The 13,713-nt window shown below is 67.6% G+C and carries 12 protein-coding genes; 6 read left to right on the plus strand and 6 right to left on the minus strand.

What is annotated here, in order from left to right; translation table 11 throughout:
* Window positions 1–74: 74 nt before the first annotated feature.
* From rimP to AC3WOH_RS32355, 3 genes are all read right to left on the minus strand, one after another.
* Window positions 75–668 carry a ribosome maturation factor RimP gene (gene rimP / locus AC3WOH_RS32345; RefSeq protein WP_492233433.1) on the minus strand — a complete coding sequence of 198 codons (594 nt, stop codon included), beginning with the start codon at window positions 666–668 and terminating at the stop codon, window positions 75–77.
* A gap of 253 nt (window positions 669–921) precedes the next feature.
* On the minus strand, window positions 922–4,491 hold the full coding sequence (locus tag AC3WOH_RS32350) for a DEAD/DEAH box helicase (protein ID WP_492233434.1): 3,570 nt from the start codon (window positions 4,489–4,491) through the stop codon (window positions 922–924).
* 118 nt (window positions 4,492–4,609) lie between these two features.
* Window positions 4,610–4,996, minus strand: coding sequence for a thioredoxin family protein (locus AC3WOH_RS32355; protein ID WP_492233435.1), 387 nt, complete (start codon window positions 4,994–4,996; stop codon window positions 4,610–4,612).
* A 128-nt stretch (window positions 4,997–5,124) separates the two neighbouring features.
* On the opposite strand from AC3WOH_RS32355, the gene AC3WOH_RS32360 reads away from it, so the two are divergent.
* Window positions 5,125–5,625, plus strand: a complete 501-nt coding sequence (locus AC3WOH_RS32360; RefSeq protein ID WP_492233436.1) for a rod shape-determining protein — start codon at window positions 5,125–5,127, stop codon at window positions 5,623–5,625.
* 73 nt (window positions 5,626–5,698) lie between these two features.
* Window positions 5,699–6,049 (plus strand): helix-turn-helix domain-containing protein, encoded by a 351-nt coding sequence (locus AC3WOH_RS32365; protein WP_492233437.1) that lies wholly within the window; start codon window positions 5,699–5,701, stop codon window positions 6,047–6,049.
* Window positions 6,050–6,070: 21 nt separating this feature from the next.
* Here AC3WOH_RS32365 and AC3WOH_RS32370 read toward each other — a convergent pair whose 3' ends face one another.
* Both AC3WOH_RS32370 and AC3WOH_RS32375 read right to left on the minus strand, forming a co-directional pair.
* Window positions 6,071–7,063, minus strand: coding sequence for a Bug family tripartite tricarboxylate transporter substrate binding protein (locus AC3WOH_RS32370; RefSeq protein WP_492233438.1), 993 nt, complete (start codon window positions 7,061–7,063; stop codon window positions 6,071–6,073).
* Window positions 7,064–7,092: 29 nt separating this feature from the next.
* The gene (locus AC3WOH_RS32375) at window positions 7,093–8,190 is read right to left on the minus strand and encodes a lactonase family protein (protein ID WP_492233439.1); all 1,098 of its coding nucleotides are present in this window, start codon (window positions 8,188–8,190) and stop codon (window positions 7,093–7,095) included.
* Between the two features lie 430 nt (window positions 8,191–8,620).
* Between AC3WOH_RS32375 and AC3WOH_RS32380 the strand changes: the two genes are divergently transcribed.
* From AC3WOH_RS32380 to AC3WOH_RS32395, 4 genes are all read left to right on the plus strand, one after another.
* Complete coding sequence (locus tag AC3WOH_RS32380; protein WP_492233440.1) at window positions 8,621–9,598, plus strand: Bug family tripartite tricarboxylate transporter substrate binding protein; 978 nt, start codon at window positions 8,621–8,623, stop codon at window positions 9,596–9,598.
* Between the two features lie 42 nt (window positions 9,599–9,640).
* Window positions 9,641–10,552, plus strand: a complete 912-nt coding sequence (kdgD, locus tag AC3WOH_RS32385) for a 5-dehydro-4-deoxyglucarate dehydratase (RefSeq protein ID WP_492233441.1) — start codon at window positions 9,641–9,643, stop codon at window positions 10,550–10,552.
* A gap of 140 nt (window positions 10,553–10,692) precedes the next feature.
* Window positions 10,693–11,157 (plus strand): nuclear transport factor 2 family protein, encoded by a 465-nt coding sequence (locus tag AC3WOH_RS32390; protein ID WP_492233442.1) that lies wholly within the window; start codon window positions 10,693–10,695, stop codon window positions 11,155–11,157.
* Window positions 11,158–11,250: 93 nt separating this feature from the next.
* On the plus strand, window positions 11,251–12,210 hold the full coding sequence (locus AC3WOH_RS32395) for a 2-hydroxyacid dehydrogenase (RefSeq protein WP_492233443.1): 960 nt from the start codon (window positions 11,251–11,253) through the stop codon (window positions 12,208–12,210).
* 68 nt (window positions 12,211–12,278) lie between these two features.
* Here the strand turns inward: AC3WOH_RS32395 and AC3WOH_RS32400 are convergent, their stop codons facing one another.
* Window positions 12,279–13,550, minus strand: a complete 1,272-nt coding sequence (locus AC3WOH_RS32400; RefSeq protein WP_492233444.1) for a M20/M25/M40 family metallo-hydrolase — start codon at window positions 13,548–13,550, stop codon at window positions 12,279–12,281.
* Window positions 13,551–13,713: the final 163 nt, after the last annotated feature.

Raw genomic sequence — 13,713 nt, forward strand, 5'->3', positions numbered from 1 at the left:
CAATCACCCGAAAGGCAAAGGCTGCACGCGGCGGCCATCTGCCCAATTCATTCAGCAGCCTGCTTGCTTGCGGCTCAGGCGGGCGCAGACCCTGCCTTGTTGCCGCGCCCCTTGAAGTCCACGATGGGCGCCAGGCGCACATCCCGCAGTTCATCCAGGGTGAAGCCCAGCGCCTGCAACGGGGCGGGCACGCGCTTCTTGCTGACTCTTTGACCCGGCTTGGCAGGTGGCTCGTCGCTCCAGACGATCTGCCAGCCCCCTGCCTCGGCCCGCTCCAGCGTGCCGCGAAATTTCTTGCGCGTGGCGTTGACCTGCCCCGCGCCCGCTGCGCCGATGGGCGCCTTCAATGTGATGTCGACGACCGAACCTTCGAAGCGCACGAAGTCCTGCTCGTGGCGCAGGGGCCGGTCGATTCCGGGGGAGGACACTTCCAGGCGCTTGTATTCGACGCCATCGACCTCCAGCGCGAACTGCAGCTGGCGCGTGACCTTCTCGCAGTCCTCGACCGTGACGAACTGCTCGATGGCCGGCGCAGGCGCATCGGCGACAGGCTGCACCCAGGGCAAGTCGATGGTGATGCGCAGCAGACCACCGGCGGAGCGTTCGATCTCCACCAGGTCATACCCCAGGCCAATCACGATTTGTTCAACGACTTGCTGCAGTGCCACGTGTTCTATTCAATCCCGGAAAAACAAAAAACCCGATAACCCCCAGAGGCTTCGAGCTCCAAAAGCAAACGGCCAAAAAAAACGGGCGGTTGGTACCCGCCCGTTTGGTCGTGAGAACCGTATTGTAGCCCGTAAAGCACCGGTTTGCAAAGTTGCAACAGGGCTTTTCCGGGCAGGCGCGCCCCAGCCCGGCGCAAACCCAGGCCCGGCGGGGCTTTGCCGGGAAACAGACCGTTGCGGCCGTGGTACAGGGCTACGACGGAGACAAGGGTTGCAGCAGCTCAGCGAGGTCGCTTTCGGTGAAAAGTGGCTGCTTGCGACCCGCGGCACCCTGGTAAAGATTTTCCGCCAGTTGCGCCTTTTTTTCCTGCAGGGCCAGGATGCGCTCCTCGATGGTGCCGCGCGCCACCAATTTGACCACCCAGACGCTCTGCGTCTGGCCGATGCGGTGGGCGCGGTCGGTGGCCTGGGCCTCCACGGCCGGGTTCCACCAGGGGTCGTAGTGGATCACGGTGTCGGCCTGGGGCAGGTTGAGACCCACCCCACCAGCCTTCAGGCTGATCAGGAACAGCGGTACCTCGCCGCTGGTGAACCGCTCGATGATGGCATCGCGCTTCTGGCTCTGGCCCGTGAGCTTGACCCAGGGCAGGCCATGCCTGGCCAGTTCCACCTCGATCAGCGAGAGCATGCTCGTGAACTGCGAGAACAGCAGGATGCGCCGCCCCTCGGCCAGCATCTCGGGCAGCATCTCCATCAGCTGCGCCAGCTTGGCCGAGTGGTGCACCCTGCGCGCTGCCTCCAGCGGCACGAGCTGCGGGTCGCAGCACACCTGGCGCAGCTTGAGCAGCGCGTCGAGGATGGTGATCTGCGAGCGCGCCAGCCCCTTGGCCTGCAGCGCCTCGCGCACCGTCTTTTCCATGCCCAGGCGAATGGTTTCGTACAGGTCGGCCTGGCCGCCCGAAAGGTCCACCGGCATCACCGTCTCGATCTTGGGCGGCAGCTCGTGCGCCACCACCGACTTGGCGCGGCGCAGCATGAAGGGGGTGATGCGCGCACGCAGCTGTGCCAGCCGCTCAGAATTGCCCTGGCGCTCGATGGGGGTGCGAAACAGGTCGCGAAAGCGCTGCTGGCTGCCCAGAAAACCGGGCATGAGGAAGTGGAACAGGCTCCAGACCTCGCCCAGGTGGTTTTCCATGGGCGTGCCCGACAGGCACAGCCGGTGGTTGGCCTGCAACTGCGCCACCACCTGGGCAGCGTTGGTGGTGGCGTTCTTGATGTTCTGCGCCTCGTCGAGCACCACCATGTGCCAGCGCGCCTCCAGCCAGCGCTCGCGGTCGCGCTGCAGCAGCGAATAGGGGGCGATCACCAGGTCGTGCTCGGCCATGGACTCGGCCAGGGCGTGGCGCTCCCTGCCGTGCAGCACCACGCTGCGCAGGCCGGGGGTGAAGCGCGCGGCCTCGCGCTCCCAGTTGCCCATCAGGCTCACGGGCGCCACGATGAGCGCGGGCTGTACGAGGCGGCCGGCATCCTTTTCGACCTGGATATGCGCCAGCGTCTGCAGGGTCTTGCCCAGGCCCATGTCGTCCGCCAGCACGCCCGCCAGGCCGTTGGCCCGCAGGAACTGCAGCCAGTTCAGCCCCTGCTGCTGGTAGGGCCGCAGCTGCGCATGCACGCCCGGGGGCACCGGCACCTCGGGCAGCTGACCCTGGCCCTGCAGTTGCCGCACCAGCGCCTGCAGGCTGGCCGCGCCCGCCCAGGCCACACCATCGCCCAACGAGGCACCGGTGCGCAGCGCCTCCAGGCGCGACAGGCGCAGGCTGGCGCCCGAGAAGTCGTGCGCACGGTCGCCCGCCAGGTCCAGCAGCGCCGCCAGCCAGGGCCGCAGCGCATCGGTGGGCAGGCGCACATAGCCGTGGCCTCCGGGGGCCGCGAGGAACACATGGGAAGGCAGGTCCGGCAAGCCCGCGGCGCCCGGCTCCCCTGAACGCACCGGCGCCGCAGCCACGGCCGCGATCAGCTCCGGCAACCAGGGCAGGATGTTGTGGCGCTGGCCATCGATCTCGATGCCCAGCGACAGTTCGAACCAGGGCGACGGACCCGGCCCGGCGCCTTCGCCCCCGATGGCGCTACCGTCGCCGGCCTGGCCGGCATCTTCGCCATCCAGCCCGAATACCTCTTCGTCCTCTTCGTCCTCACCGTCGCCGCCTTCCGGCCCCAGGTGCACATGGACGGTCTGTGCGTGCGTGATCCAGCCGTCGAGCTCGGGGGCCACCGTGAGCGCGAAGCCGGCGTTGCGCAGCACGGCGAAGCCTTCGTCGGCCCAGAGCATCCAGGCGCCCTGCGGGCGCTCGCCGGGAATGCCGAAGAGGCCTTCATCGACGCCCAGCAAGCCCAGGTCCATGAGGCGCGAGACGGCATCGATCTCGGCACGGCCATCGCGCTGCAGCAGGACCTTGCCGTCCGGCCCATCCACCAGCACCGACAGAGGCTGCCCCGCCCACCAGCCCACATGGCCCTGGTAGTCAAAGCGCAGCTGCGCCGTGATCAGCCCCATGTAGGCCACCCCGGCTGCTGGCGTGGGCGCCAGGTGCAGGCGCGCCACCGGGGCCACGCCATCGAGCCGACTCAGCCCCTGCAGCACGGGCGGCAGCGGCAGGGCACCCAGGCGCCGGGCCACATCGGCCTGGTACTTCTGCAGCGCGGCCGCACTGAGCGGGGGCGCGTGCAGCAGCACCTCCAGCTGCGCGCTCTCCATGCCCGGTGCATGCGCCGGGCCACACAGGCCGGCAGCGGCATCCAGGTACATCGGCGGGCTGTTGTGGCACAGCGTGGCCCCAACCCCAGGCAGGCGGGCCTGCAGGGCCCAGCCGCTGTCCTGCGCCAGCGCTCCGGCCGCACCGCCGGAGACCGCCTGCCAGCTCCACTCGATGGGCAGCAGTTCTCCCCAGCGCAGGGGCTCACCCACGGTGGAGCCACCCGCATCGGCAAACAGGCGCCCGGTGCTGGCCGCCTGCTGCAGGGCGAGCAGGCCGATCTGCCCTTCCAGCACCGCGCAGGGCGCGCCGCTGTAGGCCGAGTAGTAGTTCTGCTGGCGCGGCAGGGCCCGCAGCAGTTGCAGCACCTGGCGGTCGGTGTCGCTGGCCCGGTCGAACACCGCCTGACCCTTGGCCGGCTGGGTGCGCACCAGCTTGGGCTTGGCCCAGCCGCCCGTGACCTTGGGGTAGGACACCACGGCCTCGAGCTGCAGCATGGGCGCCGCACGGGGCGCGCCCACGGCGGAGACCAGGTACACGTACTGCTCTGGGCGGTCGGTGCTGCCGTTGACGCCCGTCGGCGGCTCGCCATCGACCAAGCCCGCTGCCCGGTCCAACGCCTGCAGCCAGTTCATGAGGCGCGCCTCCGACTCCAGGCGGTGCACTTCGGCCATGCGCTGCTGCGCATCGCTGCGCGCAGGCGGCGGGCGGCTCAGCCCGGCCGCCGGCACCGCCAGGCCGCGCGCGCGCTCGGCCTCGCTCGGGCCCTGGCGCGCAGCCTGGTGCATGAGCGCCACACCATGCTTGCACTGCAGGCCCACGGGGCAGCTGCACTGGCTGCGCCAGTAGTCCACCGCACCATCGGGCATCAGGGCCATCGACACGGACAGCTGGTAGGGCGCCAACTGGCTGCCCTGCACATCGCCTTCGAGCAGCCAGTGGTCACCCTGGGCACTGATGGCCAGCCGCCGCACGGCGCGCGCCTTGAACAGCGCCGTCCCCCGCGCCCACACGCCGTCATCGCACAGCGCACGCAGGGACTCGGGTTCGAACCAGAACTCCAGGGACATGGACAACTCAGTACGCGACAGGGGCAAAGAGGGGAAATCGGCCCATGGTACTGCACAAATGCTATTCAAAAAATAGCACCCAAGGAGCCCCCTGTGGCCCCAAGAGCATCGCTGCGGATCAGCCGCCCCGCGCAGCGCGCACGCGCGCAAACACCTCTTGCGCCTCGGCGCCGGCCCCCTGCCCGCCCTGCCCTGCCTGCAGGCTGGACAACAGCCGCGCCAGCACGGGCGCCTGTGGCAGCAGCGGCCCCAGAAAGCGGGCATGCACGCCGTCGGCGATCAGCAGGGTCGGAAAGGTCTCTACATCCAGGTCGCCCGCCAGCTCGGACTCGTCCTCGATGTCCACCCACTCGAAGCGTACGCCCGGATGGTCCTGGGCCAGGGCATCGAAGATGGCCCGGTAGTCGCGGCAGGTACCACACCAATTGGCGCACAGGCACACGGCCCACCAGCCGGTGTGCGTGGCGGCAGGGGTGGCATGGGACAAAGCGGCCGGGGTGTTCATCTGCGCAATCCTCGTGGGTTCAGGCGTGGCACTGTACAACGGCTGCCGCCAGACTGCGTTCATGGCACCCAGGATGCCCGGGCCCATGCAGGGATGATGGATCTGCGTGCTACCCTGTTGCACACACCATGCTCAAGTCACTGATCCCCGTGCTGTACGTGCAACTGTCGCCCCAGCGGCTGGAGGTGCGCAATGCCAGGACCGGCGGCACCTGGAGCGGCGCGCCGGAGCTGGCCATCGCGCAGGCACCCAAGCCCACCATCCAGGCCGTGGGCGACAACGCCAGGCAGGCGGCCAGCCAGACGGGCGCCCGCCTGGTGAACCCGCTGGCCCATCCGCGCAGCATCATCTCGGACTACACGCTGGCCGAGCAGTTGCTGCGCCATGCCGTGCAGCATGTGCTGCGCAATGGCGGCAGCACCTGGGGCCTCACCCCCTCCCCGCACATCGTGCTGCACCCGCCCAGCGATCCCGCTGGCGGCTACACCCAGGTGGAACTGCGTGCGCTGCGCGAGCTGGCCATGGGCAGTGGTGCCAGCAAGGTGACCCTGTGGCAGGGGGCCCCGCTCAGCGACGAAGACCTGCGCTCAGGACATTTCCCCGCCACCGGCCAGGTGCTGCCGGCATGAGCCATGCACTCTGCGCCTGCATCACAATGGACGGCAACGCCCCATGCCGGCCCACCAAGGACACCGCACGCCCATGAGCACCACCAAGCCCGACACCATTGCACTGAACATGCCCGTGCCCAGCGGCGAGCAGCTCAAGGCCGCGCGCACGGCAGCGGGCCTGAGCCAGGCCCAGGCCGCTGAATTGATGGGTTATCCGCTGCAGACCGGCAGCCGCGGCGGCCTGCAGTCGCGCACCTGGCAGGCCCTGGAGAGCACCAGCGACGAACGCAGCATGCAAGGCCCCGTGTTCGCCATGTTCCTGCTGCTCACGGGCCAGCACCCGGACTTCGTGCTGCAGCGCAAGCCGGATGCAGGCCAGGTGCCGGCTGCGGCGCCGCACTCCACGGCACAGGGTGACGAAGACAACATTTCGCCCGAATAACCGCCCGTCCCTGCCGGCCGCTCAGTCCACCTTGATGTTCGCGGCCTTGATGACCTGGGCCCATTTCTCGACCTCGGCCTTCTGGAAGGCCGCGATCTGCGCCACGCCCAGGTCGGCCGGCTCCATGCCGAAGCCTGCCAGGCGCTTTTGCATCTCGGGCTGCGCGAGGATCTTGCGGATCTCGTCGTGCAGCCGCCCCACTACCGGCGCGGGCGTGCCAGCCGGCGCGAAGATCGCCTGCCAGGACTGCACCTGGAAGTCCTCCAGGCCCTTGATGCCCGATTCGGCCACCGTGGGCACCTCGGGCATGGAGGCCAGGCGCTTGGGCGAGGTGACGGCAATAGCGCGCAGCTTGCCGCTTTGCACATGCGGCGCCGCCACCACGGTGGTGTCGAACATCATGTCCACCTGGCCACCGATCACGTCCTGGATGGCCGGGCCGCTGCCCTTGTAGGGAATGTGCGTGAACTTCACGCCCGACTTGAAGCCCAGCAGCTCCACGGCCAGGTGCTGCGAGCTGCCGGTGCCAGCCGAGGCGGATGACAGGCCACCCTCCTTGGTCTTGGCGGCCGCAAGCACATCCTTGAGCGTCTTGTAGGGGCTGTTGGCAGCCACCACCAGCACCACCGGGTTCGTGCCGATGAGCGTGATGGGACTGAACGACTTGATGGCGTCGTAGCCAAGCTTGGGATAGAGGCTGGCGTTGATGGCATGCGAACTCACCGTACCGCCCAGCAGCGTATAGCCATCGGCCGGCGCACGGGCCACCACCTCCGAGCCCACGCTGCCGGCGGCCCCGGCCTTGTTTTCCACCACCACCGTGGTGCCCAGGGCCGTGCCCAGTTGCTGGCCGATCATGCGCGCCAGGGTGTCGGTGGTGCCGCCGGCGGCAAAGGGCACGACATAGCTGATGGGCTTGCCCGTGGGCCAGGCACTCTGGGCGGCGGCCGGCAGGCCGATGAGGGCACCAGCCACCAGCAGGGTGGCCGTGCCAAGGAGGGTTCTGCGCTGCATGGGATTTGTCTCCAGATAGAAAGAGGTACTCAGGGGAAGTCGACGATCTCGACCCAGTTGGGGTTCTTGCCGGCGGGCACACGGGTCGGCGTACCAGGGATGCCCGTGGTCGCATCGATGGGGTGCAGCGACAGGCTGTGCGACTCCTGCCCGGCCGCGATCAGAAAACGGCCCGAGGAATCGACTGCGAAGCCGCGTGGCGACTTTTCGGTGGGCACCTGGCCCAGCGGCTGCAGCTGGCCGGTGGCGGCATCGACGCGGAAGCTGCTGAGGGTGCTCGATGTGCGTTCGGAGGCATAGAGCGTGCGGCCATCAGGCGAAAGGTGCAGATCGGCCGCCCAGGGCTTGCCGGCAAAGCCCGCGGGCAGCGCCGTGGTGCGCTGCACGGAGCGCAGGGTCCCGCGCGCCGCGTCATAGCCCATCACGTGCACGGCCGCATCGAGTTCGTTGAGCACATACATGTGGCGCTGCGCACGGTCCCAGACGAAATGGCGTGGGCCCGACTTCTCGGGCGGGACGCTGGTCAGCGCCGGCTCGTGGGCCGTGAGCCGCCCGGTCTCGGCATCGAAGCGCCAGGCCGAGAGGTTGTCGCCGCCCAGGCTGGTGGCGAACACGTGGCGGTTGGCGGCATCGGCATGGATGGCATGTGCGTTGGGCGCCGTGGGGATGAGCTGCTGCACGGCCCCCACCGCCCCATCCTTGCCAATGCTGTTGACCGTGATCTTGTGGCCCGGGTACGAGGCCGCGAACAGCCAGCGGCCCGTGGCATCGGTGTCGATGTTGGCCATGCTGTCGGCCAGCGGCGCCTCGCCGAGCTTGCGCAGTTTGCCGCTGGCCGGATCGATGGCCAGGCTGACCACCCGGAACGGCTGGGAGCGTAAGGCCACGTAGAGCACGCGCTTGTCCGGACTCACGGCCATGGGCATGGCCATGCCGCCCAGCGGCACGGTCTCCACCGGCCTGAGCGTGCCGGCGCTGCGGTCCAGCTCCAGCACCGAGAGATCCTGGCTGTCGGCGTTGGAAACATAGACCCAGGTGGCGGCCAGGGCGGCGGAGCCGGCCCCCAACCACAGGGCGCCCACAGCCATGGGCAGCGCCAGGCTGCGCCAACGAATTGCACGGAGCATCGGTATTTCCTTTCAAAAGAGGGAAGGCCCGCACCAGCGGCGGGCCAGAGAACCTGCAGGCGACACGGGGCGACAGGCCGTCTCTCGGAACAGAAATCAGCCGCTCGTCATATGTCGTCATACAACATGGCGGATTGTGGGGCCCAAGAACCCATCCGACCAACGGGATTACCCGAACCCGATTGCATGCCACCCTTCCGCCTGGATCAGCGACGCGCACTCCCCGGACCCAGCGCCATCTCCATAGGGAAACCGGGGGCTTTCGACGGGTCGGAAAAAGCACCTGCTGCAGCCCTCTCCAGGACTCTGGATGCACCATGGCAGGCACGGCAGCAGCACTTTATTGCGCCATTTTTTCGCAGGGCCATTGTTTTTCCCCACGCTTAGTTGTACGATGACTATCAACAAGCCAGCAACCAGGAGACAATCCATGACATTGACCCGCCGCGACGCCATTCTGGCGTGCACCGCCGCACTCGCCTCGGCCACGGCCGCCGCCCAGACCGCGGCGGAATGGCAGCCCACCAAGACCCTGAAACTGATCGTGCCCTACCCGCCCGGCGGCAGCTCGGACATCATCGCGCGCTCCATCAGCCAATCGCTGTCGGAGCTGCTCAAGCAGTCCGTGATCGTGGAGAACAAGCCTGGCGCCAACGGCAACCTGGGCGCCGACTTCGTGGCCAAGGCCGAGCCGGACGGCTACACCATGCTGCTGTGCGACGTGGGTGCCCTGGCCATCAGCCCCTCGGTCTACACCAAGCTGTCGTTCGACCCCTCCAAGGACCTGCGCGGCGTGACCATGCTGGCCTACTCACCCCACCTGCTGGTGGTGCACCCTTCGGTCAAGGCCAACAACCTCAAGGAACTGGTTGCACTGTCCAAGACAACGGACCTGAATTTCGCCGTCACCGCCACCGGCAGCGCGCCGCACCTGGCCGGTGTGGCGCTGGAGCGTGCCAGTGGCGCGCGCTGGCAGTACATCCCCTACAAGGGCGGCGTGACCGCCATCCAGGACACCGTGGCCGGCCAGACCCAGGTGCTGATGAACGGCATGCTCGCCACCCTGCCCCAGGTGCAGAACGGCAAGCTCAAGGTGCTGGGTGTGTCCAAGCCCACACGCATGCCGCTGATCGGCGACGTGCCAACCATCGCCGAACAAGGCGTGGCAGGCTACGAGTCCGGTACCTGGCAGGGCATCCTGCTGCCCCGCGGCACGCCCGACGCCGTGGTGCAGCGGCTGAACAAGGCGCTGATCACCGCCATCCGCTCGCCCGACATCCGCTCGCGCCTGGCCGGCCAGGGCGCCGAAGTGGTGACCATGACCCCCACCGAACAGGACCAGTTCTTCGCCAAGGAGCGTGCGCGCTGGGCCTCCGTGGTGAAGGCCGCCAACATCAAGCTCGACTGAGCACCCGCCTCTTTTTTTCCACATCACCGCCTCGCTACCACCATGACCCCGCAAGACCTCAAATCCATCATGGGCTCCGGCCTGCTGTCCTTCCCCGTCACGGACTTCGACGCCCAGGGCAACTTCAACCCCAAGGGCTATGCCGCGCGCCTCGAATGGCTGGCCCCCTACGGCGCCAGCGCCCTGTTCGCTGCCGGCGGCACGGGCGAGTACTTCTCCTTGTCGGGCCCCGAGTACGGCCAGGTCGTCAAGACCGCCGTGGACACCTGCCGCGGCAAGGTGCCCATCATTGCCGGTGCCGGCGGCCCCACGCGCACCGCCATCGCCCATGCCCAGGAAGCCGAGCGCCTGGGCGCCCATGGCATCCTGCTGCTCCCCCACTACCTGACCGAAGCCGGCCAGGAAGGTCTGATCGAGCATGTGGCCGCGGTCTGCAACAGCGTGAAGTTCGGCGTCATCGTCTACAACCGCGACCGCACCAAGCTCACGGCCAACTCGCTGGCCATCCTGGCCGATCGCTGCCCCAACCTGATCGGCTTCAAGGACGGTGTAGGCAACATCGAGACCATGTCCTCGATCTTCATGAAGATGGGTGACCGTTTCTCCTACCTGGGCGGCCTGCCCACGGCCGAGGTGTATGCAGCCGCCTACAAGGCGCTGGGCACGCCGGTGTACTCGTCTGCGGTGTTCAACTTCATCCCCAAGACCGCGATGGAGTTCTACAAGGCCGTGGCGAGCGACGACATGGCCACGCAGCACCGCCTGCTCAAGGAGTTCTTCATGCCCTACCTGGACATCCGCAACAAGGTGGAAGGCTATGGCGTGAGCATCATCAAGGCCGGCGCCAAGCTGGTGGGCCACGATGCGGGGCCGGTGCGCGCGCCGCTGACGGATTTGAAGCCCGCCGAGATGGAGCAGCTCAAGGCCTTGATCGACAAGCTCGGCCCGCAGTAAGCCCATGCAAGGGCCTGGATCACGACCCAGGCCCTTTTCTTTTTTCCTTTGTGACCTCCAGGAACCTGGCCGTGCACGGGCCCCTGGTGCAGACGCGGCACGCCCATCCTTTTTCAAACACAACAATGGAGACAGACAGCATGTTCATCAAGAAGATCGTTCTCGCCACCGCCGCTGCCGTGGCCATCGCCGCCCTGGCCGGTTGCGCCAGCAGTGCCGCCTCCGGCCCGTCGGCATCGTCCGAGCAGGCCGTGGCCGCCGCCGCCGAGCGCCTGCGCGTGGCCATGATCGACCCCACCCAGGCCGCCCTGGCCCAGTTGGTGGCCGACGACCTGAGCTACGGCCACTCGGGCGGCCGCGTGGACACCAAGGACAGTTTCATCGGCGATCTGCTCGCCGGCAAGTCCGACTTCGTGACCATTGCCATCACCGACCAGACCATCAAGGTGGTGGGCAACTCCGCCATCGTGCGCCACACCCTCACGGCGGACACCAACGACTCGGGCAAGCCCGGCAAGGTGCAGATCAAGATTCTGGGCGTGTGGCAGCAGCAGGGCGGCAGCTGGAAGCTGCTGGCCCGCCAGGCCGTCCGCGTCGCGACGTAAGATGGCTGCCATGGGCCTGCAGCAGAGATGCTGCGGTCCGCTTTTCACAACGGCCGGCCCGGCTCCGCAGGGCCGGCTTTTTTCCTGCCTCTCATGACCCAGCCCTCCAAGCCCCGCATCCTGCAGATCGCCCGCCTCCCCCTGCCCGCCCTGGAGACCGACCTGACCGCCCGCTATGACGTGGTCTGCCTGTCCGACCAGGCCGACCCGGCCGCCTTCCTGGCCGAGCACGGTGCCAGCTTCACCGGCGTGGCGACCTCGGCCTCCATCGGCCTCAAGGCCGAGGTGATTGCGGCACTGCCCAGGCTGCAGGTGGTGAGCAGCTTCGGCGTGGGCTTCGATGCGCTGGACATCGCCGCCTGCCAGGCGCGGGGCATTCCCGTGGGCTACACCCCCGACGTGCTCAACGATTGTGTGGCCGACATGGCCTTTGCGCTGATGCTCGACGTCTCGCGCGGCGTGGCCGCAAGCGACCGCTTCGTGCGCCGCGGCGAATGGCCCAAGGCGCGCTATGCGCCGCTGACACGGGTGTCGGGCAAGCGCCTGGGCATCGTCGGCATGGGCCGCATCGGCCTGGCGGTGGCCGAGCGCGCCACCGGTTTCCGCATGGAGGTGGGCTACTACAACCGCAGCGTCGCCAAGGGCTCCGCGCTGCCGCGCTTCGACTCGCTGCTGGCGCTGGCCGAATGGGCCGACTACCTGGTGCTCACCGTGGCCGGTGGCGCGTCCACGCGCCACCTGATCAACCGCGAAGTGCTCGACACCCTGGGCCCCCAGGGCTACCTGATCAATGTCGCCCGCGGCACCGTGGTGGACGAGGCCGCGCTGGTCGAGGCCCTGCAGCACAAACGCATCGCCGGTGCCGGGCTCGATGTGTTCGAGAACGAGCCCCAGGTGCCTGCCGCACTGATGGAACTGGACAACGTGGTGCTGACCCCGCACACCGCCAGCGCCACGCACGAAACCCGCCGCGCCATGGCCGACCTGGTGCTGGAGAACCTGGAATCCTTCTACGCCACGGGCGCAGTGAAAGTCCCCGTCCCAGCCGCCTGATGTAAAAAGCCCCGCACGGCAAGCACCGGCGGGGCTTTTGTCGGCAAGACAGCCGTACGGACCTGGGGTTACTTCAACACACCCTTGGAAATATCCATGATCATGCGCGTGGCCAGGTACAGGCGCGGCACGATGGTGTTGATCTGCACGTACTCGGCATCGTTGGAGTGCGCACCGTAGCCCGACAGGCCCATGCCCTCCACCACGGCGCCCTTGGTCTTGAGCGCGGCAAAGGCCGCATCGGTGCCGCCGCCCGTGGCCTTCTCGACCACCGTGAGCGGCAGGCCCAGCTCCTGGTAGACCACCTTGCCGTAGCCCGCCACGCGGCGCGAGGCCTCGCTGGCTTCGAGCGGAGGACGGCGCACTTCGAACTTCACGTCCACCTTGGAGGCGGGCAGCAGTTTCGTCTTGATCTTCTCCTGCAGCGCTTTTTCCAGGCCGTCGAAGTCGGCCACCTTGAGTGCGCGCGCATCGGCCTGGGCCGTGGCTTCGGCCGGGATCACGTTGCGGTTGGTGCCCGATTTGGAGACCGTCCAGTTGAGCTTGAGGCCTTCGTCGTTCTTCGACAGGTCCTTCATCTGCAGCAACTGGTGCGACAGCTCGTACAACGCGTTCACGCCGTCCTCAGGCTTGGCGCCGGCATGCGAGGCCTTGCCCTGCACCGTGAGGTAGGCCGCGCCGATGCCGCTCGTAGCCAGGCGCAGCGTGCCATCGGTGCCGCCGCCTTCGAACGAGAAGACCACGTCGTGCTCGGCTGCCACGCGGGTGATGGTGCTGCGCCAGCCGGGCGAGCTGATTTCTTCATCGCCATTGATGAGCACCGTGAGCGTGCCGTAGTCCTTGAAGTTGAGCTTCTGCAGCACGGCGATGGTGTGGATGATGAGGGCGATGCCCTGCTTGTCGTCGGAAATGCCCAGGCCATAGGCCTTGTCGCCGTCGATGCGGAAGGGCTGGTCCTTGAGCATGCCCTTCAAGTACACGGTGTCCATGTGCGCGATGAGCATGATCTTCTTGCTGCCCGTGCCCTTGAACACGGCCTGCACCGCGGGGCCCACCTTTTCGGGCGTGTCGTCCAGGCGGTAGACATCATTGGTCTGCAGCACGTCCACGGTGCCGCCCAGTTGCTTGAGCTGGCTGGCGATGCGCTCGGCGATCTGGTTCAGGCCTTCGATGTCCTTGCTGCCCGACTCGATGTGCACCAGGTCGCGCAGGGTGTCTAGCAGCGGCTGCTGTTCCTTTTGCGCCAGGTTGTGGATTTCGGCCACGGGGGCGGCTTGGGCGATGGTGGCGGCGAAGGCCAAGGAGAGGGAGGCGATCAGGGGGCGGAGGGAATGGGGCATGGTTTGGCTGTTGATGGAATGATTTTTTTGATTATGAAGCCTGGCGGGTCGGGATTCTGGGCTTGATTGGGCTGCATGCTTACGCTGAGGGCGGAGGCCGGGATGTGCGCCCGGCGGCGCAGTAACTTTCTCTTGGGCCGCCAAGAGAAAGTCACCAAAGAGA

The organism is Acidovorax sp. FW305-C-20-28 (genome assembly GCF_058783375.1).